The following is a 17,912-nucleotide window of genomic DNA, read 5'->3' as shown; positions in this document are numbered from 1 at the left end:
TCCTTCCTTCCAGGGTGATGATGCGAGGTCGCTACGTGAACAGGGCGCTCCCGTAGAAGTCGGTGGTGTTGCGCACGCCGGGCAGAGCGAAGAAATAGCCGCCGCCGACGGGCGTGATGTAGTCGACGAGCGGTTCGTCGGCCAGCCGTTTCTGGACCGTCACGAACTGGCGGTCCAGATCCGCGTTGAAGGCGCCGAACATCAGACCCATGTCCAGGTTGCCGACCGAGTCGACGCCCGCGTCATACGAATAGGCGCGGCGCAGGAACTGCGACTTCGCCGTCTTCGGCGTGCGCGGGTTCGCCAGCCGGATGTGGCTGTCCAGCGGTATGGCGTTCCCGTTCGGATCGTTGCCGTAGTCCGGTAGGGAGTTCTCCGCGCCACCGGTCAACGGCGCCCCGGTGTCCTTGCGCCGCCCGAACATCCGCTCCTGCTCGGAGGTGGAGACCCGGTCCCAGAACTCGACGAGCATCCGGATCCGGCGCATGACGTAGTAGCTGCCGCCGGCTGCCCAGGCCGGCTCGCCGGCATCCACCCAGACGAGCGAGTTCATCTGTTTGTCGTCCGTGGGGCTGGGTCCGGCGATGCCGTCCTTGAAGCCGAGCAGGTTGCGGGGATGGCCGGTCGGCCGTGGGGCAGAGGTGAATCCGTCCTGTTTCCAACGGATCTGCATCGCGCCCCGGGTAGCTCGGCATACCTCGCGCAACGCGTTCGTCACGACATCACGGTCGTGACCCTGCAAGGTGAGTAGCACGTCGCCGCCGCACCACGCCGGGTCGAGCTGGTCGTTCGCGAAGGTGTCCATTGCGCGCAGGTGCCGCGGTTTGGCCGTTGTCAGGCCGAACGCGTCAGTGAAAACACCCGTACCGAGGGCGACAACGGACTCGAGCGCCCGTGCGGGAGCGGCCGGCCCGAGGATCCCGGTGCCCGCTGTGTCAGTGATGCCGGGGGAGGGCGAGATGCCGCCGGCGGTGAGCGAGCGAATCGTCGTGGTCAGCGTCTGCAGGAGTGTCGTCAGTCCCGATCGTCCCGTGACGGTCAGGTCGAACGCGACGATCGTTGCGGCGGGGAGCGGATCGCCCAGCACGCCGCTCTGGTGCGGACCGTGGAATGGTCGCAGTGCACGCCGCGATGCATCGTGTGCCGCGTTCGTTTCGGCCAGCGCTGGTCCAGCGGCGGCCGCGACAACACCCGCGCCACCGGTGAGGACTCCGGCGCGGAGCATGGTGCGGCGATCAGGTTGTCTCATGACACTCTCGGCTCGAGCATGGTGGGGATCGGGGTGAGCAGCTCGGCGAGCTGGCCGATGTCCGCATCGACGAGGCGGTGGCCGGCATCCGCCGCGCCGCCGGGCGGTGTCACCTGCCAACCGCGTTGGGTACGAATGTCCTTGCGCGACTTCGCGATCCAGCCGTCGACCTTGGAGAGCTGCGGATATCGTGGGGCGAGCAGCGGACGCAGCACCTTCAGCAAAGCACCGGTGCCGTCCAACTGTGCGAGCGCGTCGGACAGCTCGACGCGTGCGCCGTAGTCGTCGTGCCCGGTGAGTGTCTGCTGCAGCGTGTCCTCGGTGATCTCGTGCGTGCGTCTCACGACGTCGAGGGGCTGGAACTGCGTGGTCTGCAACTGCTTTCCGAGTGCCTCCAGGTCCTTTTCCAGCAGTCCGCTCATTCCGACCAGTGAGGTCAGCGGCTGGCCGTGCCAGAGGCCGTATTCGATACGCAGCAGCCCGGTCCAACGGGAGTCGTGTACACCGCGCGGGAACGGGAGGCGTTGCCGGCGATGCCATTGCCGACACCGCCGAACGCCTCGTACGCGCCGCCCATGGTGTTCCAGGTCCGGTTCGCCTTGCGCCAGGCTGCCTGCGCCGTGCCCCGATTACCCGATCGCAGCGCCACCGACAGCGTCTTCGTTTCGCTCTGCAGCACTTTCAGTCGGCCCTTGACCCAGCGTTGATAGCCGATCACTTTCGGGGCGAGGTCCGCAGATGTGACCGGCTGCACCCCACGCACGCCCTGTGCGTCACCGGTGACCGAGACCTTCGGCCCGTGCGCCGGTGTGCCGTCGTTGACCGAGCACACGAGGTGGTAGGTGCCCGCGGACAATTCGGTGCGCAGGATGGCCGTTGTGCCCGGGGCGAGGGGGTCGATCTCGCCATACAGCTTGCCGGCGGAGTCGGCGAGGTAGACCTCTTCGGCGTTGACATCGGTGTTGCGAAGTCGCACTTGCACGATGCCCGACGTTGCGTGCGCCCACCCCTGCCCGCAATGGCTACGTGACGCCTGCGCCTCAGGTATGGCGGTCGCGGCGGACGTCGCAGCTCCGGTCGGATCGTCGGCCCGGCAGCCCGACAGCGCGATCAGGGCGACGGCCATCGCGGCGAGCGGCCACATCTTCAGCGGCACTCGTGTCACGCTACCGCTCGCAAGGTCACCGGATGAGCTTACGAAGCATCCAACTTGAAATGTGCTGTCGTTCAACGGTGTTCAGCTAGGTACGCCCGGAGTTCACTCCGACGTCGCCGATCTCCCAGGTCATTGCCAGCTTTGTCCACAGGGCTCCGGGTAGACGGTCGGCGGCACACGGCTGGCTCGCCGGATACGCTTCGGTGTTATCCACAGAACCTTTACCAACGCCATACCTTCCGAAGGAGCCCCGTGGCACTGCGCATGTCGACCCTGTTCCTGCGAACCCTGCGCGAGGACCCGGCCGACGCGGAGCTGCCGGGCCACAAGCTGCTGGTGCGCGCCGGCTACGTCCGCCGCGTGGCGCCCGGCGTCTACACCTGGCTGCCGCTGGGGATGAAGGTGCTCGGCAAGGTCGAAGCCATCGTCCGTGAGGAGATGGAACGCATCGGCAGCCAGGAAGTGAAGTTCCCGGCACTGCTGCCGCGCGAGCCCTACGACGCGACGGGCCGCTGGAGCGAGTACGGCGACCTGCTGTTCCGCCTGCAGGACCGCAAGGGTGCGGACATGCTGCTCGGCCCGACGCACGAGGAGATGTTCTGCCTGACGGTGAAGGACCTGTATTCGTCATACAAGGATTTGCCGCTCGCGCTCTTCCAGATCCAGAACAAATACCGCGACGAGGCGCGCCCGCGGGCCGGCATCCTGCGCGGCCGCGAGTTCATCATGAAGGACTCCTACTCGTTCGACGTGAATGAGGCCGGCCTGCAGAAGGCGTATGACGCCCACCGCGAGGCCTACATCCGCATCTTCGACCGGTTCGGCTTCGAATACGTGATCGTCAAGGCCGACTCAGGTGCGATGGGTGGCTCCGCGTCGGAGGAGTTCCTCGCGGTCAGCCCGCACGGCGAGGACACCTTCGTCCGCGACGACAGCGGGTATGCCGCCAACGTCGAGGCCATCGAGGTCCCGCAGGCGCCCGAGGTCGAGGTCACCGCCGGCCCCGCGCACGTCGAGCCGACCCCTGACACGCCCACCATCGAGACGCTGGTGGCCGCGCTCAACAAGGACCACCCGCGTGCCGACGGCCGCGAGTGGACCGCCGCCGATTCGCTCAAGAACGTCATCGTGATGCTGGTGCACCCCGACGGCACCCGCGAACCGCTCGCGATCGGGCTGCCCGGTGACCGCGAGGTCGACGCCAAGCGTCTCGAGGTCAAGGTCGCACCCGCCGAGGTGGAAGCCTTTGAGGAGAAGGACTTTGCGTCATACCCGATGCTCGCCAAGGGTTACATCGGACCCGGCGTTCTAGGGGAGAGCAAGAGCAGTCACATCAAATACCTGCTCGACCCCTCCGTCGCTGTCGGCTCGGCCTGGGTCACCGGTGCGGACGAGCACGGGCACCACGTGATCGACCTGGTCCACGGCCGCGACTTCACCGCCGACGGCACCATCCAGGCAGCGGAGATCCGCGAGGGCGACGCCTCGCCGACCGGTCACGGCACGCTCAAGCTGGCCCGTGGCATCGAAATGGGCCACATCTTCCAGCTCGGCACCAAGTATGCGGAGGCGCTCGGCCTGAAGGTGCTCGACGAGAACGGCAAGCTCGTCACGGTCACCATGGGCTCGTATGGCGTGGGTGTGACCCGCGCAGTCGGCGCGATCGCCGAGGACAACCTGGACGACATCGGGCTGATCTGGCCGCGCAACATCGCGCCTGCCGACATACACGTCGTGGCGACCGGCAAGGACGAGGAGGTCTTCGTCAAGGCCGAGGAGATAGTCCGCTCGCTGGAAGCCACCGGCATCGAGGTGCTCTTCGACGATCGCCGGAAGGTGTCGCCGGGCGTGAAGTTCAAGGACGCCGAACTCATCGGTGTGCCAACGATTCTCGTGGTTGGCCGCGGCCTGGCCGATGGCAAGGTCGAGCTCAAGGACCGGCGTTCGGGCGAGCGTCGCGAGGTCCCGGTGGACGACATCGTCGCCGAGGTCACCGCAGAGATCGCCGAGCCCGACTCGAACCTATGACGCAAGAAGTCCAAGCCGTCATCTTCGACTGGGGCGGCACGCTGACGCCCTGGCACGACATCGATTTCGAAGCCGAGGCGATGTCGTATGCCGCCGCGTATGGCGACCCGGCGCTCGCGCAGCGGCTGCTCGACGCGACCACCGTCGCGTGGGCACGTGCCCACGAGGAGCACACGAGCGCCCGCATCGAGGAGATTCTCGTCGAGGCGGGCGCGGACCTGCACGGCGAGGCGCATCGGTCGGCGCTCGCGGCATACCGCGCCTTCTGGGAGCCGCACACCGCGACTGACCCGCAGGTTCGGCAGGTCTGGGAAGGATTGCGCGATAACGGGATTCGCGTGGGCGTGCTGTCCAACACGATCTGGGAACGTGACTACCACCGGGATCTCTTCGAACGCGACGGCGTGCTCGACCTGATCGACGGCGACGTCTACTCCAGCGAGATCCCGTGGGTGAAGCCGCACCACGAGGCGTTCCTGACGGCCGCCGACGCCGTCCGGGTCGACCCGACGAAGTGCGTCTACGTCGGCGACCGGCTCTTCGAGGACATCCACGGCCCGCAGCAGATCGGCATGCGGGCGATCTGGATCCCGCACTCGGTGCTGCCCGAGGCGCAGGTCGTGGCGACCGACGCCCGCCCGGACGCCGTCGCGCACGAACTACTCGACGTGCTGACGATCGTGAGCGGCTGGTCCGCTGCCTGAGTCGTCAGACAGGGTCGGCACCCGCAGGATCTGCCCGACTATCAGCACGAAGAACAACACGAACGTGATCACGTGAACACCGGTGCACCACAAGCAGATTGCGTGGATCTTCACGAACTCCGCCCACACTAGGTAGAAGACCATCAGCAGGCCGACACCCGCGGCGCCGATCCGGAGGTTGTCCAGCATCGGTGTCGTACGTCGCCATACCTGGGGCAGGCAGAGCACCGTCATACCCACGAAGAACAGCAGGCCGAGCAACGCGACCGGCACACCGGCGATCGACGACCACTGGCTGGTGGTGACCTTCGCGCAGTCGACCGTGCCGCTGTCCGAGCAGGCCAGCGAGGTCGACCCGCTGTAGTGCTCGAAGGTCAGGTATGCCGAGTCCGCCAGCCCGAGGACGCTCAACACCAAAGTTGTCGGCGCGAGCCATCGGGGGTGACGCAACGTCAGGACGGTCATCGCTTCAAGGCGCCCGCTCGCGCGACTCCGATCGACGTGCACACCGACGCCGGCTCGCCCTTCGTCAGCTGGCACAACTGATTGGTGATGACGTTGGCGGCGCCCAGGATGTTCTGTGACTCGGTTGAATTCGGGTCCTTCAGCTTCGCCGCGATCGCGTTGCCCGAGACGTTCTGCATGAAGCTCGCGCCCTGGTACGTCGCACCCGAGGTGACCGCGACGTTGCCGTAGTCGACGAACGGGATGCTTCCGCCGCTGTACTTCTGCGCCAGCGACTGCGCCTGCGTACTCGGTGCCTGCAGGGGATTTTGATCCCGGTCCTCGGTCTCAAAGGACGTGAAGGTGAGGTACTTGCTCGTGTACGTCGCCTTCAGATAGGTCATCGTCGGGATGTTCACGACATTGTCGCGTTGGGTCGACACAGCTGTCTTGAGTCCGCTGAACGTGCCGAAGCGCGACAGCGCCGCGGTGAGCGCCCACCGCTCCATGCCGCAGTAGGGACAGAACTCCGCGCCGACGTAGAGCACCTCGGGCTTGCCGTCCTTGGTCAAGGGCGTGTCCTTGATCTGCTTGGGCGCGCCGCTCGCCGAGCCGGCGCCGACGGTGTCGAACGTCTTCGCCGGGATGTTCTGCACGGTCTTGAGGTATGCCGCGTCAGCGGTGGCCGAGACGGCCTTCTTGTTCGCCGAGTCGGCGTTGCTGCGGCCGACGAGATAGAAGACGGCGACGATCGCGAGGACCACGACGACGGCGCCCGAGGTGAGCGCGAGCAGCTTCTTCTGGCGAGCCGCCCGGGCTTGCTGGGCCTGGAGGGCAGCGAGTTTCTCGCGGCCGGTGGGTGTCGACATGGTGGCGTACGGACCTTTCCGATGACTGTGATGGCACTCGCCTGCCGCCTGGTAGCGCGGCGCCGACAGATTAGTCGTTTAGTCTGTCTCGCGTGGCAGAGCAGACCCAGTCGGTGTCATCGGGCACGACCGCGACGACCAAATGGCACCAGCATCCCGCGATGGAATGGGTAGGGGTCGCAGCCCGGCTGATCCTCGGCGTGACCTACCTGGTGGCAGGGATCCTCAAGGCCCGCGAACTTGAGGCGACCCGGATGGACACTCGTGCGTTCCGCATCCTGTCCTACGACCTCGCCAACATCTGGGGCACGTTCATGCCGTTCCTGGAGATCATCCTCGGCCTGCTGCTCATTGCCGGGCTGATGACGCGGATGACCGCGGTGCTCGGTGGACTGTTGATGATCGCCTTCATCATCGGCATCAGCTCGGTGTGGGCACGCGGCATCGTCATACAGTGCGGCTGCTTCGGCAGCAACGGCAAGCTGCCCACCACTGCGGCATACAAGTGGGACATCTTGCGCGACGTCGGGTTGTTGCTGTGCGCCGCCTGGCTGGTGATCTGGCCGCGCACCAAGCTGAGCGCCGACCGCGCTCTGTGGGGCTGACGCGCAGCTCGGAACCGCCGGCCCAAGCCGCTCGTTCGTATCGACGCAGTCGTGTCAGATTCAGAGACCTCCAGTTAAATAGACCTCCAGTTAAGGTGACTCCATGCCACGCCCTGATGCATCGCAAAAGCTTGCCGCGACCAAGCCCAAGGACGGCCCGTCCAAGGGCCTGATCGGCGGCGTCATCGCCGCCATCCTTGTGGTGGCCGTGGTGGTTGCGGTGTTCGTCACGCAGGCGAGCAAGAGCGGGTCCTACTCCGGGTCGGTCCCCAAGAGCGGCTCCTCCAATGCCGACGGACTGCGCGCCTACCCCGACGTGAAGCTGAAGTCGGGTGCGCCCACGGTCGACATCTACGAGGACTTCCAGTGCCCGATCTGCAACGACATGGAGAAGGCCAACGGTGAGCAGATCCTGGCCGACGCCAAGTCCGGCAAGATCAAACTGGTCTGGCACCTGATGACGTTCCTCGAGGACAACATGAAGAACCAGCCCGCGTCGACGATCGCGGCGAACGGGCTCTACTGCGCATCGGACGCGGGCAAGGCGGCCGAATATCACAAGGCGACCTTCGCCGGGCAACGGCCCGAGAGCCAGGAAGCGAAGGGCGACACCTTCAAGAACGCGGACATCAAGAAGTACGGCAAGCAGGCCGGCATCACCGGCGCCGCGCTGACGAAGTTCAACTCGTGTGTCGACAAGGGCACCTACACGAAGTACGTCAAGGCGACTGCCGACAAGGCGGGTAAGAACGGCGTGACCGGCACGCCGACGCTCTTCTTCAACGGCAAGGAGCTCAGTAACAGCTCGGCGGACTACACGTCGCTCCTGCAGACCAAGAACAGCTTCGACAGCGTGCTGGCCAAGCACACCAAGTAGCTAGTCCGTCATCGCCTTGGCGATGGTGATCCAGCGGGAGAGGGCGTCCTTGTCGGGCGCCCTTTCTTGCGTTTCCCAGATCGCATTGGTGACCATCCGCACGAAGCTCCACGCCAGCGCCCGGTCTTCGTCGATGCCCGCGGCCTCACTGACGACCCCGAGCCGCAGGCGCAGATGCGTCCGCACGTTGTATGCCGCGCTCGCTTCGTCCCAGCGGTTCCACAGCACCGGTGCGACGGCGAATGCCCACTCGCCGGAGAGCGGCTTCGGGTCGATCGCCAGCCACGGCTCGCGCTCTGCTGCGAGGACGTTCTGGAAGTGCAGGTCCTGGTGGATCAGCCGTCCGTCGCAGCCATCCCGTAGGTCGGCCAACAGACTCGCAGCCTGCTCGGTCAGCCGACGAGGGACCAGCGGAGAACCGTTCTGGCACAACGGGATCCAGCGATCCAGCTCGTGGCTGAGTCGGGTGAACTGCGGTGTCGCCGGCCGATCCAGGCGGCGCATCAGGCCGCCGATGACCTCGCACGCCTCGAGCAACTCCGGTGCGTCGAGGTTGCGGTCGTGCACGAGCGGCTCCAGCAGCATCGCCCAACGGGCTGGATCGGCCGCGATGAGTCGCACCGCGCCCTGGCCTGCCCAGGCCTGGAGCGCAAGATGCTCCAGCCGAGCTTCCTCGTGCGGCCAGCTGACCTTCAGGACCACTGGCTCGTTGCCGCGGTGACACGGTATGACGACGGCGCACACTCCGTGCCAGACCCGCCCGTCGGCGACGAGATCCCACTCGTCGGCGAGCTCGGCGACCTGCGCGGGCAGGTGCGCCAGCCAGTCGTCGCCGCTGATGGCCGGTTCGGCCGGGCGCCCCTGCACCAGTTCCCGGAACGCGGCCGGGATGCTCGGACCGAAGTCGTGCAGAACACTCATTGCAGGCCGGGGAAGGGAGTCGGTTTCGCTCCCCACTGCCACAGCTGAGCGGTGCTGTCCGCCCACAGCGTCGTGAGTCCGATGAACCCGCCACGGTCCGAGCGCGTCGCCGTGACCTGGCCCGCGCATGCATCGACCAGGTCGGTGAGCACCAGCTGGGCGAGCTGCTGTCGTCGGGCGTTCGTCGTCGGTTGCACCGGCAGGGTGAAGCCGTCGGGGGACGTCGGGAGATCCTTGCCGAGCGAGGCCTCCCAGGTCGCGCGGACGGCGTGCAATCCGGTGAGGGTCGCCTCGGCGCGCTTGCGGGCCTTCAGTGGCGTCTTGGCGATGATCACCTCGAACGCGTAGATCGCGGCGCGCAACGACGGCAGAATCGCTTGCACGACAGCGGGTTTCGGCACGACGCCACCGTTGACGGCGACGCGGTGGCCGAGCAGCGCGGCGCCTGCGTTCTGCGTGACCGCGATGGCCGCAGCCATCGGGAGGTTTCGCGCCGACAGGGTCATCAACGACCCGATGGCACGCGCTCCGGCCTGCTCGAACCTGAACATTGCACCGGGATCGACGGCAGGTCCGGTCGGCTGCGCCGTGGTCGCGGCGGGCGTCATACCTTGTGTGGCCATGACGGCGAGGAGCCTGGTCCGTTGGGCGCGGTGCACGCCGGCGAGCGTGGTTTCCCAGGCGGAGTGCCCCGCTGCACTGATCGCAGTATCGATCGACGTCACGAGCACGCGCAGCGTCGCCTGGTCGGGCGGTGGACCCTGCTTCTGGATGCCGGGGATGTGAGGCGCGTCACCTTCCATGCGGATGCCGCAGCCGGCCAGTCCCGCCACCGAACCGGTGAGGACGGCAGCCAGGAGCGCGCGGCGGCCCAGCATGGCGCGCTGATCGGCGTTCGGCATGCTCGCATCTTCGCACGCGACCGGCATCCGCCTCCGGACCGCTTCCGCGGCGCGCGGTGTGCCACCTGGTGAACATCATTTGACGTTTGGGATGTCCAAATGGAATGTTATGCAACGTGGTAACCAAGACCAACGGGCAATGGGCCCTCGGCGAGCACGAGCCCCTGAACCATAACGAGCAGTTCAAGCGGGACGACGACAGTCTCAACGTGCGGGCGCGCATCGAAGAGACCTATGCCCGTGAGGGTTTCGCATCGATCCCGGCCGATGACCTGCGCGGCCGCATGCGCTGGTGGGGTCTCTACACCCAGCGCAGGGACGGCATTCCCGGTGGCCAGACCGCGACATTGTCGCCGGAGGAGCTCGAGGCGCCTTACTTCATGATGCGGGTGCGAATCGACGGCGGCGTGCTGAGCACGGAGCAGTTGCGGGTCATCGCCGGAATCTCGCAGGACTTCGGTCGGGGCACGGCCGATCTCACCGACCGCCAGAACGTGCAGTTCCATTGGATCGAGATCGAGAACGTCCCGGAGATCTGGCGCCGGCTCGAAGCCGTCGGGTTGGAGACGACCGAGGCGTGTGGAGATTGCACCCGGGTCGTCATGGGCTCGCCCGTTGCCGGGCTGAGCGTCGACGAGGTCGTCGACGTTTCTCCGGCTGTCGAGGAGATCAATCGGCGCTACGTCGGCGATCCCGACCTCTCAAACCTTCCGCGCAAGTTCAAGACGTCGATCGCTTGGTTGCCCGACGCAGCACCCGAGATCAACGACGTGTCGTTCGTGGGTGTGCAGCACCCCGAGCTCGGGCCGGGGTTCGACCTACTCGTCGGCGGTGGCCTGTCGACCAATCCGTTCCTCGCTGAGCGGCTCGGCGTTTTCGTCACCCTGGAGCAGCTTCCGGAGGTCTGGGTGTCCGTTGTCCGGCTGTTCCGCGACTACGGATATCGCCGCAGCCGGAATCGGGCGCGGATGAAGTTCCTGGTCGCGGACTGGGGTGTCGCCAAGTATCGAGAGGTCCTCGAATCGGAGTATCTCAAGGCAGCTCTGCCGGACGGCCCCGCCGCGACGTTGCCCGCCACGAAGATGGACCACGTCGGCGTCCACGATCAGCGCGGCGGCGGCAAGTATGTCGGCTTCAGCGCCGTCGCGGGCCGCGTCAGCGGATCGACCCTTGAATCGGTTGCCGACGCCGCGGAAGCGGCCGGATCGAGGCGGGTGCGGCTGACGCCATACCAGAAGCTGATCGTGGCCGACGTGCCCGACGATGCTGTCGACGGTCTCATCGAGGCGTTGAAGCCCCTTGGCCTGAATGCGGATCCGACCCCGTGGCGTCGCAACCTGATGGCCTGCACCGGTGTCGAATACTGCAAGCTCGCGATCGTCGACACCAAGGAACGCGCGCACCGCCTCCTGCCGGAGCTGGAGCAAAAGGTTGCGGACCTCTCACCGGACACGCCGATCTCCGTGCATCTCAACGGTTGTGCCAACTCGTGCGCCCGGGTCCAGGTCGCCGACATCGGTCTCAAGGGGCAGATCGTCACCGACGCGGACGGCAATCGGGTCGAGGGCTTCCAGGTGCAGCTCGGTGGGCGACTCGGCCAGCAGGCCGACTTCGGCCGGAAGTTGCGTGGCCACAAGGTCACCTCGGCGGAGCTGGGCGACTACATCGAGCGGGTGGCCCGCAACTTCATCGCGGGACGCACCGACGGCGAGACCTTCTCGGACTGGGCAGTTCGTGCCGACGAAGAGGTGCTGCGATGACCCGAACAGCGACGGAACTTCGCGAGCTCGCGGCCGAAGGTGCTGCGACGCTTGCCGATTCGTCGGCGACCGACGTGCTGCGTTGGGCAGTGGACTCCGGCCTGCGACTGGCCGTCGCCGGGTCGATGCAGGACACCGTCCTGGTCCACCTGGCCAGCGCCGTTCTACCCGGGGTGGACGTGCTCTTCCTGGACACCGGCTACCACTTCGCCGAGACGTTGCAGACGCGGGCCCGGGTCGCTGCGTCATACCGGGTGCACCTGCGGACCATCACGCCACGGCAGACGGTCGCCGAGCAGGACGCCGACCACGGCGTTGCCTTGCACGAGCGCGATCCGGACCTGTGCTGCGCACTGCGCAAGACACAGCCCTTGGACGAGGTTCTCGACGAATATGACGCGTGGGCAACGGGATTGCGCCGCGTCGAGTCCGAGTCGCGTCGTGACACTGCCGTCGTGTCGTTCGACGAGCGCCGGGACAAGATCAAACTCGCCCCGCTCGCTGCGTGGACCGACGAAGACGTCGCGGCATACATCGAGAAGCACGACCTGATCAGCAATCCACTGCTGGCACAGGGGTATCCGTCCATCGGCTGCGGTCCGTGCACCCGACGCGTGGCTGCGGGCGCCGACGCCCGAGCCGGGCGCTGGGCAGGGACCGACAAGACAGAATGCGGGATCCACTTGTGAGTAAACGAAAAGACTGGTCATCGGATCACGGGGTCCCCGCGAAGTATTCGGGGGAGCGAAGCGGAGGAGAAACTTCGTGGGGTGTGGAATGCGGGATCAACCTATGACGAGTCGAGACGCGAGCGGCGTTGGCGCCACCGTCTGGCTGACGGGGCTGTCCGGGGCCGGCAAGAGCACCATCGCCGAGGCGGTTGCCGGCGAGCTGGCCGAGCGCGGGCATCGGGTGCAGATCCTGGACGGTGACGAGCTGCGTACGAATCTGTCTGCGGGGCTTGGTTTCTCGCGGGAGGACCGCAATACGCACGTGATGCGGGTCGGCTTCGTCGCGGAGCTGCTCGCCCGGCACGGAGTGATCGCGCTGGTGCCCGTCATCGCGCCGTATGCCGACGCTCGCGAGGCGGTCCGCGCACACCACGAGCAGCATGGCACGCCGTATCACGAGGTGTATGTCGCCACCCCTTGCGGGAGTGTCAGCGTCGCGACGTCAAAGGCCTGTACGCCAAGGCCGCCGCCGGGAAGCTCACCGGTATGACCGGCGTCGACGACCCCTACGAGCCGCCGCGGCAACCGGACCTGACCATCGACACCGAGCACGTGGACCTGGCCGACGCGGTGACCGTCATCGGCACCCTGCTGAGCCCCCTCAAGGAGACTGCATGAGCACGCCAACGTTGTCCGCGACCGACGTGTCGCTCCGCGAGCTGGAGGCCGAGTCGATCGAGATCATCCGGGAGGTGATCGCCGAATTCGACCGTCCCGCACTGCTGTTCAGCGGTGGCAAGGACTCTGCGGTGCTGTTGCACCTTGCCCGCAAGGCGATCCGTCCGGCACCGCTGCCGATCACTTTGTTGCACATTGACACCGGCCACAACCTGCCGGAGGTCCTTGAGTTCCGCGATCGGGTCATCGCCGAAGGCGGTCATCGACTGGTCGTCGCCGAGGTCGAGAAGTGGCTCGCGGACGGCCGGCTCACCGAGCGTCCGGACGGCACGCGAAACCCACTGCAGACCGTCCCGCTGTTGGACACGATCGCCGAGCAGAAGTTCGACGCGCTGCTCGGTGGCGCCCGCCGCGACGAGGATCGGGCGCGGGCGAAGGAACGCATCTTCTCCGTGCGTGATGCCTTCGGCGGCTGGGACCCACGCAAGCAGCGTCCGGAACTGTGGCGGATCTACAACGGGCGCCACGCGCCGGGGGAGAACACCAGGGTCTTCCCGATCTCCAACTGGACCGAGCTGGACGTATGGCGCTACATCGAGGCAGAGAACGTCGAGTTGCCCAGCATCTACTACGCCCACCAGCGGGATGTCTTTCAGCGCGACGGGATGTGGCTCACGCCGGGACCATGGGGTGGCCCGCGCGGCGAGGAGTCGTTGGAAACATTGAGTGTTCGTTACCGCACGGTCGGAGACGGCTCATGTACCGGCGCTGTGCTCAGCACGGCAACAACGGTGGGTGAGGTGATCGAGGAGATCGCGGTCAGCACGCTCACCGAGCGAGGTGCGACCCGGGCCGACGACCGGCTGTCGGAGGCTGCCATGGAAGACCGTAAGCGGGAAGGCTACTTCTAAACATGACTCTCGAGACCACGACCGCCGAGACCGGGCTCACCGAGCGCGACCAGTTGCGACTGGTGATTGCCGGGTCCGTGGATGACGGCAAGTCGACGCTTGTGGGTCGGCTGCTGCACGACACCAAGTCGATCTTGCCTGACCAGTTCGAGGCAACCCTCCACGCGAGCCAGGGGCGAGGTGCGACCGAGTTCGACCTGGCGCTGCTGACCGACGGACTGCGTGCCGAGCGGGAGCAGGGCATCACGATCGACGTCGCCTACCGCTATTTCGCAACGCCACGAAGGAATTTCGTGCTCGCGGACACACCCGGTCACGTGCAATACACCCGCAACACCGTGACCGGAGCCTCCACCGCCGAGGCGGCCGTCGTGCTGGTCGACGTCCGCAACGGCGTCTCGGCACAGACCCGGCGGCACGCCGCGGTCCTGTCGCTGCTGCGCGTCCCGCAGGTGGTCTTCGCGATCAACAAGATGGACGCCGTCGGCTGGTCGGAGGACCGCTTCGCCGAGGTTGCCGACGAAGTCCGTGCCTTGGCCGAACGCGTCGGTCTGGAGGCCACGCACATCATCCCGGTGAGTGCTCTGACCGGGGAGAACGTCGCCGCACCGGGACCCGACTGGTATGCCGGACTCCCGCTGCTCGATGTGCTGGAACAGCTGCCGGCAAGGACCACCCCGGACAGCGAACCGTTCCGGCTGCCAGTGCAATTGGTGATCCGGCCACGCACGCCCGAGCACCCGGACTACCGGGGTCTTGCCGGACGTGTTGCGTCCGGCACGGTCCGGGTAGGTGACACGGTGACGGCATACCCAAGCGGGCGTAGCTCGACGGTCGTGGCGATCGACGGCGCGACCGGTGAGGTGCCGCAGGCGGCCTCCGGCGACTCGATCACGATCCGGCTCGCGGATGAGCTCGACGTGGGTCGCGGTGAGGTGCTTGCCACTGAGCCCGTTCGGGTCACGCAAGAGCTCGACGCTGTGCTCACCTGGCTCGACGAACGGCAGTCGGCGTCGCGCCAGCGTGTCCTGGTCAAAGTCGGCACCAAGACCACCCGGGCCTTGCTGGCCGCACCACACGCGGTCTGGCACGTCGACGACCTGGAGTGGCAGGACAGCTCAGCACCACTGCAACTGAACGACATCGGCCGCATCCGGCTCCAACTCGCTGAGCCGGTCGCGGTGGATGACTATGCGCAACTGCGCGCCACGGGCGCCTTCGTGGTGATCGACGCGGACACCGGCGCGACCCTCGCGGCCGGCCTGACCGGGTCGGATCTCGGTTCGCTCGCAAGCTGAATCTTCCTCAACCGCAAGGACTTCTGTCATGAAACCCGCCCGCAAGGTGAGTGTGCTCACCGTGCCCGTCATCGCTGCGCTCGCGATCGCGTCGCTCAGCGGCTGCTCCCGCAGAGCGGATGCCGCAGGCACTCCGTCCGCCGCAGCCACGCACGGGACGCCCGCTGCAACGCTCCGGCTCGGCTACTTCCCGAACGTCACGCATGCGGTGCCGGTGCTCGGCGTCGCCGACGGCGAGTTCGCCAAGGAACTGGGCAAGACCAAGCTCTCCACCCAGACTTTCAACGCCGGCCCCGCGGCGACCGAAGCATTGCTCGGCGGCTCGATAGATGCGGTCTACCTCGGGCCGAGTCCGGCAATCAACGCCTTCGCGAAGACCGGTGGCAAGGATGTCCGGATCGTCGCCGGCGGGCCTCCGGCGGCGCTGCGCTCGTGGTGAAGCCGTCGATCAAGTCGGTCTCCGAACTGGCCGGAAAGACCCTGGCCACACCGCAATTGGCCAACACGCAGGACGTAGCGTTGAAGTACTTCCTGAAGCAGGAGGGCTTCACCGTCAACGGCAAGGCCACGAAGAACGTCAATGTCATCGCCCAGGACAACGCGCAGAGCCTGCAACTCTTCCAGCAGGGCGCGATCGACGGTGCATGGCTGCCCGAACCTTGGGCGACCCGGCTGGTGAAGCAGGGCGGCGGCAAGGTCCTCGTCAACGAGAAGACTCGTTGGCCGAAGGGTCAGTTCGTGACCACGAACCTGCTGGTCTCGACGAAATTCCTCCAGGAGCACCCGCAGACGGTCAGAGCCTTGATCACCGCTCAGGTCAAAACGGCGGAGCAGATCACGAAGGACCCGTCCGGGTCGGCGAAGCAGCTCGACGCCGCTCTCACGAAACTCAACGGGAAGGCCTTGCCGGCCGGCGTGACCGCCGCTGCGCTGAAGAACCTGACGCCCGGCTGGGATCCCTACGCGGCGTCGCTGCGCGGTTCTGCAGAGCACGCCGAGTCCATCGGGCTGTTGAAGAAGACCGATCTCAACGGAATCTATGACCTGTCGATCCTCAACAGCGTGCTGAAATCGCAAGGTTTGAAACAGGTTTCGGACGCGGGACTGGGTCAGGAGTCGAAATGACCAGCACGCTGACAGCCGATCGTCCGGAGGTCGCTGACTCGTTGACAGCTCGAGTCGAGGTTCGCGCGGTACGCAAGGATTTCCGCCAGCGGGACAACGTCGTCACTGCGCTGGACGGTGTCAACCTGAGCGTCGCGCCAGGCGAGTTCGTGACGGTGGTCGGTGCGTCCGGTTGTGGCAAGTCGACTCTGTTGCAGCTCATCGCCGGGCTGGACAAGCCGACGTCCGGCAGTATCCGGACCACCGAACGTCCCGCGCTGATGTTCCAGGAGTCAGCCCTCTTTCCGTGGCTGACGGCCCGAGGAAACATCGAGTTGGCGCTGAAGCTCGGTAGGACTCCGGCGAGCGAGCGTGCGGACCGGACCCAGGAACTGCTCGATCTGGTGCGGCTCGGCACTGCCGGCGATCGCAGAGTGCACGAGCTGTCCGGCGGTCAACGGCAGCGAATCGCGTTGGCGCGCAGTCTTGCTCAAGGTTCACGCCTGTTGCTGATGGACGAGCCGTTCGCCGCGCTCGATGCGATCACCCGCGACGTGTTGCACGAGGAGCTGAGTCAGCTCTGGCAGGAGACCGACCTGAGTGTCGTCTTCGTGACGCACAACGTCCGGGAGGCCGTTCGGCTCGGCCAACGCGTCGTGCTGCTCTCATCCCGGCCGGGTCGAGTGCTGCGCACGTGGGACGTCGACCTGCCCAACACACGATCACTCGAGGATCGCTCGGTGATGGAGCTCGCCGCCGAGATCACCAGCTCGCTGCGATCGGAGATCAGTCGCCATGCCGGTGCGTGACGAGGAACGTACGAAGAGCGAATTCGCCCGGATCAGTGACGGACTTGACGCACTGGAGGACAAACCGCGCCGCCGTCGACGCATCGATCCGGTGGCGATCATCGCTCCCATCGTGGTCGTCCTCGCGTTCATCGGTATCTGGCAGGCGCTGTGGGCCTCGGCCATCAAGCCGGAGTACGTCATACCCTCGCCGTCAACGGTGTGGCACCAGCTGTGGCAGATGGTCACCGACGGCACGGCGTGGGACGCGACGTCGACCAGCCTGCGTCGGGGTGTGCTCGGGTTCCTGCTCGCGTTGGTGATCGGCACGGTGCTCGGACTGGTGGTTAGCCAGATCAGCTTCCTGCGCAAGGGGTTTCGGCCGATCCTGAGTGCTTTGCAGTCGATGCCGTCAGTGGCGTGGGTGCCGTTCGCGGTGCTGCTGCTCGGACTCAGCCCGTCCGCGATGTATGTCGTGATCCTGCTCGGTGCCGTGCCGTCGATCGCCAACGGATTGGCCGGCGGGCTGGATCAGACGCCGCCCATCCTGCGGAGGGCGGGCACCGTCCTCGGCGCCCACGGATTCTCGTTGGTGCGGCACGTACTCGTGCCGGCTGCATTGCCGGCATACCTGACCGGTCTCAAGCAGGGATGGGCGTTCTCGTGGCGGTCACTGATGGCGGCCGAGCTCATCGTCAACAGCCCCGAACTCGGCACCGGCCTTGGCCAGGTCATGCAGAACGGTCGCAACCTGAGCGACATGCCGACCGTGATCGCCGTCATGGTGCTGATCCTGGTGGTGGGCATCATCGTCGAGCTCGGAGTCTTCGCTCCGATCGAACGAAAGGTCCTGCGCGACCGCGGTCTCGCACCAACCGGCCTCTGACGGTCGCTAAGAGCGGTGCGCTGGACCAGCAGCACGTGCGCTCGCCAGCACCTTCGCCGTG

At 66.5% G+C, this 17,912-nt stretch carries 20 protein-coding genes and 1 pseudogene; 14 read left to right on the top strand and 7 right to left on the bottom strand.

Annotation, left to right across the window (positions count from 1 at the left end; all coding sequences use genetic code 11):
• Positions 1-31 precede the first annotated feature (31 nt).
• Genes ACFQDH_RS21380 through ACFQDH_RS21370 form a run of 3 tightly spaced genes read right to left on the bottom strand, consistent with a single transcriptional unit; the run spans position 32 to position 2,405 of the window.
• A complete protein-coding gene (locus ACFQDH_RS21380) occupies positions 32-1,249 on the bottom strand; it encodes a Dyp-type peroxidase (RefSeq protein ID WP_382404387.1) in 1,218 nt (405 codons plus the stop codon).
• The gene (locus ACFQDH_RS21375; protein ID WP_382404386.1) at positions 1,246-1,671 is read right to left on the bottom strand and encodes a hypothetical protein; all 426 of its coding nucleotides are present in this window, start codon (positions 1,669-1,671) and stop codon (positions 1,246-1,248) included. The genes ACFQDH_RS21380 and ACFQDH_RS21375 overlap by 4 nt, the downstream gene beginning before the upstream one ends.
• A gap of 14 nt (positions 1,672-1,685) precedes the next feature.
• The gene (locus tag ACFQDH_RS21370; RefSeq protein ID WP_382404385.1) at positions 1,686-2,405 is read right to left on the bottom strand and encodes a hypothetical protein; all 720 of its coding nucleotides are present in this window, start codon (positions 2,403-2,405) and stop codon (positions 1,686-1,688) included.
• A 252-nt stretch (positions 2,406-2,657) separates the two neighbouring features.
• Between ACFQDH_RS21370 and ACFQDH_RS21365 the strand changes: the two genes are divergently transcribed.
• Positions 2,658-4,433, top strand: coding sequence for a proline--tRNA ligase (locus tag ACFQDH_RS21365; RefSeq protein ID WP_382404384.1), 1,776 nt, complete (start codon positions 2,658-2,660; stop codon positions 4,431-4,433).
• Positions 4,430-5,137, top strand: a complete 708-nt coding sequence (locus ACFQDH_RS21360) for an HAD family hydrolase (protein WP_382404383.1) — start codon at positions 4,430-4,432, stop codon at positions 5,135-5,137. Before ACFQDH_RS21365 ends, ACFQDH_RS21360 begins: the two co-directional genes overlap by 4 nt.
• On the opposite strand, the gene ACFQDH_RS21355 is transcribed toward ACFQDH_RS21360, so the two are convergent.
• Positions 5,093-5,602 carry a vitamin K epoxide reductase family protein gene (locus tag ACFQDH_RS21355; protein ID WP_382404382.1) on the bottom strand — a complete coding sequence of 170 codons (510 nt, stop codon included), beginning with the start codon at positions 5,600-5,602 and terminating at the stop codon, positions 5,093-5,095. The two genes, ACFQDH_RS21360 and ACFQDH_RS21355, sit on opposite strands and share 45 nt — an antisense overlap.
• Complete coding sequence (locus tag ACFQDH_RS21350; RefSeq protein WP_382404381.1) at positions 5,599-6,450, bottom strand: DUF929 family protein; 852 nt, start codon at positions 6,448-6,450, stop codon at positions 5,599-5,601. Before ACFQDH_RS21350 ends, ACFQDH_RS21355 begins: the two co-directional genes overlap by 4 nt.
• Before the next feature lie 92 nt (positions 6,451-6,542).
• Between ACFQDH_RS21350 and ACFQDH_RS21345 the strand changes: the two genes are divergently transcribed.
• On the top strand, positions 6,543-7,055 hold the full coding sequence (locus tag ACFQDH_RS21345) for a MauE/DoxX family redox-associated membrane protein (protein WP_382404380.1): 513 nt from the start codon (positions 6,543-6,545) through the stop codon (positions 7,053-7,055).
• 103 nt (positions 7,056-7,158) lie between these two features.
• Positions 7,159-7,932: a DsbA family protein gene (locus ACFQDH_RS21340; protein ID WP_382404379.1), complete on the top strand. Its 774-nt coding sequence runs from the start codon at positions 7,159-7,161 to the stop codon at positions 7,930-7,932.
• Here the strand turns inward: ACFQDH_RS21340 and ACFQDH_RS21335 are convergent, their stop codons facing one another.
• Positions 7,933-8,853: an aminoglycoside phosphotransferase family protein gene (locus tag ACFQDH_RS21335; protein WP_382404378.1), complete on the bottom strand. Its 921-nt coding sequence runs from the start codon at positions 8,851-8,853 to the stop codon at positions 7,933-7,935.
• Complete coding sequence (locus ACFQDH_RS21330; protein WP_382404377.1) at positions 8,850-9,755, bottom strand: DUF4439 domain-containing protein; 906 nt, start codon at positions 9,753-9,755, stop codon at positions 8,850-8,852. Before ACFQDH_RS21330 ends, ACFQDH_RS21335 begins: the two co-directional genes overlap by 4 nt.
• 116 nt (positions 9,756-9,871) lie before the next feature.
• Between ACFQDH_RS21330 and ACFQDH_RS21325 the strand changes: the two genes are divergently transcribed.
• The 10 genes and pseudogenes from ACFQDH_RS21325 (at position 9,872) to ACFQDH_RS21280 (ending at position 17,851) form a co-directional block, all read left to right on the top strand.
• Positions 9,872-11,515, top strand: coding sequence for a nitrite/sulfite reductase (locus ACFQDH_RS21325; RefSeq protein ID WP_382404376.1), 1,644 nt, complete (start codon positions 9,872-9,874; stop codon positions 11,513-11,515).
• Positions 11,512-12,204 carry a phosphoadenylyl-sulfate reductase gene (locus tag ACFQDH_RS21320; protein ID WP_382404375.1) on the top strand — a complete coding sequence of 231 codons (693 nt, stop codon included), beginning with the start codon at positions 11,512-11,514 and terminating at the stop codon, positions 12,202-12,204. The genes ACFQDH_RS21325 and ACFQDH_RS21320 overlap by 4 nt, the downstream gene beginning before the upstream one ends.
• An 88-nt stretch (positions 12,205-12,292) precedes the next feature.
• Positions 12,293-12,729, top strand: a pseudogene (gene cysC, locus ACFQDH_RS21315) (adenylyl-sulfate kinase); the annotation flags it as partial.
• 3 nt (positions 12,730-12,732) lie between these two features.
• Positions 12,733-12,864, top strand: a complete 132-nt coding sequence (locus ACFQDH_RS21310; RefSeq protein ID WP_382404949.1) for a hypothetical protein — start codon at positions 12,733-12,735, stop codon at positions 12,862-12,864.
• Positions 12,861-13,775 (top strand): sulfate adenylyltransferase subunit CysD, encoded by a 915-nt coding sequence (cysD, locus tag ACFQDH_RS21305; RefSeq protein WP_382404374.1) that lies wholly within the window; start codon positions 12,861-12,863, stop codon positions 13,773-13,775. The genes ACFQDH_RS21310 and cysD overlap by 4 nt, the downstream gene beginning before the upstream one ends.
• Before the next feature lie 2 nt (positions 13,776-13,777).
• Positions 13,778-15,073, top strand: coding sequence for a sulfate adenylyltransferase subunit 1 (locus ACFQDH_RS21300; protein ID WP_382404373.1), 1,296 nt, complete (start codon positions 13,778-13,780; stop codon positions 15,071-15,073).
• A gap of 28 nt (positions 15,074-15,101) precedes the next feature.
• The gene (locus tag ACFQDH_RS21295; protein WP_382404372.1) at positions 15,102-15,512 is read left to right on the top strand and encodes an ABC transporter substrate-binding protein; all 411 of its coding nucleotides are present in this window, start codon (positions 15,102-15,104) and stop codon (positions 15,510-15,512) included.
• Positions 15,506-16,198: an ABC transporter substrate-binding protein gene (locus tag ACFQDH_RS21290; RefSeq protein WP_382404371.1), complete on the top strand. Its 693-nt coding sequence runs from the start codon at positions 15,506-15,508 to the stop codon at positions 16,196-16,198. Before ACFQDH_RS21295 ends, ACFQDH_RS21290 begins: the two co-directional genes overlap by 7 nt.
• Positions 16,195-16,986, top strand: a complete 792-nt coding sequence (locus ACFQDH_RS21285; protein WP_382404370.1) for an ABC transporter ATP-binding protein — start codon at positions 16,195-16,197, stop codon at positions 16,984-16,986. Before ACFQDH_RS21290 ends, ACFQDH_RS21285 begins: the two co-directional genes overlap by 4 nt.
• The gene (locus tag ACFQDH_RS21280; RefSeq protein ID WP_382404369.1) at positions 16,973-17,851 is read left to right on the top strand and encodes an ABC transporter permease; all 879 of its coding nucleotides are present in this window, start codon (positions 16,973-16,975) and stop codon (positions 17,849-17,851) included. Before ACFQDH_RS21285 ends, ACFQDH_RS21280 begins: the two co-directional genes overlap by 14 nt.
• Positions 17,852-17,912 lie beyond the last annotated feature (61 nt).

The organism is Flexivirga alba (genome assembly GCF_042661025.1).
Taxonomy (GTDB): domain Bacteria; phylum Actinomycetota; class Actinomycetes; order Actinomycetales; family Dermatophilaceae; genus Flexivirga; species Flexivirga alba.
Note: the sequence above shows the minus strand (reverse complement) of the source record. Positions and strands in the feature narration are given on the sequence as shown.

What these genes read in the sequence shown, in the direction of transcription:
- ACFQDH_RS21335 (WP_382404378.1), bottom strand. Translation starts at nt 8,853, where the DNA reads ATGAGTGTTCTGCACGACTTCGGTCCGAGCATCCCGGCCGCGTTCCGG.
- ACFQDH_RS21375 (WP_382404386.1), bottom strand. Translation starts at nt 1,671, where the DNA reads ATGAGCGGACTGCTGGAAAAGGACCTGGAGGCACTCGGAAAGCAGTTG.
- ACFQDH_RS21310 (WP_382404949.1), top strand. Translation starts at nt 12,733, where the DNA reads ATGACCGGCGTCGACGACCCCTACGAGCCGCCGCGGCAACCGGACCTG.
- ACFQDH_RS21360 (WP_382404383.1), top strand. Translation starts at nt 4,430, where the DNA reads ATGACGCAAGAAGTCCAAGCCGTCATCTTCGACTGGGGCGGCACGCTG.
- ACFQDH_RS21340 (WP_382404379.1), top strand. Translation starts at nt 7,159, where the DNA reads ATGCCACGCCCTGATGCATCGCAAAAGCTTGCCGCGACCAAGCCCAAG.
- ACFQDH_RS21330 (WP_382404377.1), bottom strand. Translation starts at nt 9,755, where the DNA reads ATGCCGAACGCCGATCAGCGCGCCATGCTGGGCCGCCGCGCGCTCCTG.
- ACFQDH_RS21285 (WP_382404370.1), top strand. Translation starts at nt 16,195, where the DNA reads ATGACCAGCACGCTGACAGCCGATCGTCCGGAGGTCGCTGACTCGTTG.
- cysD (WP_382404374.1), top strand. Translation starts at nt 12,861, where the DNA reads ATGAGCACGCCAACGTTGTCCGCGACCGACGTGTCGCTCCGCGAGCTG.
- ACFQDH_RS21355 (WP_382404382.1), bottom strand. Translation starts at nt 5,602, where the DNA reads ATGACCGTCCTGACGTTGCGTCACCCCCGATGGCTCGCGCCGACAACT.
- ACFQDH_RS21300 (WP_382404373.1), top strand. Translation starts at nt 13,778, where the DNA reads ATGACTCTCGAGACCACGACCGCCGAGACCGGGCTCACCGAGCGCGAC.
- ACFQDH_RS21380 (WP_382404387.1), bottom strand. Translation starts at nt 1,249, where the DNA reads ATGAGACAACCTGATCGCCGCACCATGCTCCGCGCCGGAGTCCTCACC.
- ACFQDH_RS21320 (WP_382404375.1), top strand. Translation starts at nt 11,512, where the DNA reads ATGACCCGAACAGCGACGGAACTTCGCGAGCTCGCGGCCGAAGGTGCT.
- ACFQDH_RS21280 (WP_382404369.1), top strand. Translation starts at nt 16,973, where the DNA reads ATGCCGGTGCGTGACGAGGAACGTACGAAGAGCGAATTCGCCCGGATC.
- ACFQDH_RS21295 (WP_382404372.1), top strand. Translation starts at nt 15,102, where the DNA reads ATGAAACCCGCCCGCAAGGTGAGTGTGCTCACCGTGCCCGTCATCGCT.
- ACFQDH_RS21350 (WP_382404381.1), bottom strand. Translation starts at nt 6,450, where the DNA reads ATGTCGACACCCACCGGCCGCGAGAAACTCGCTGCCCTCCAGGCCCAG.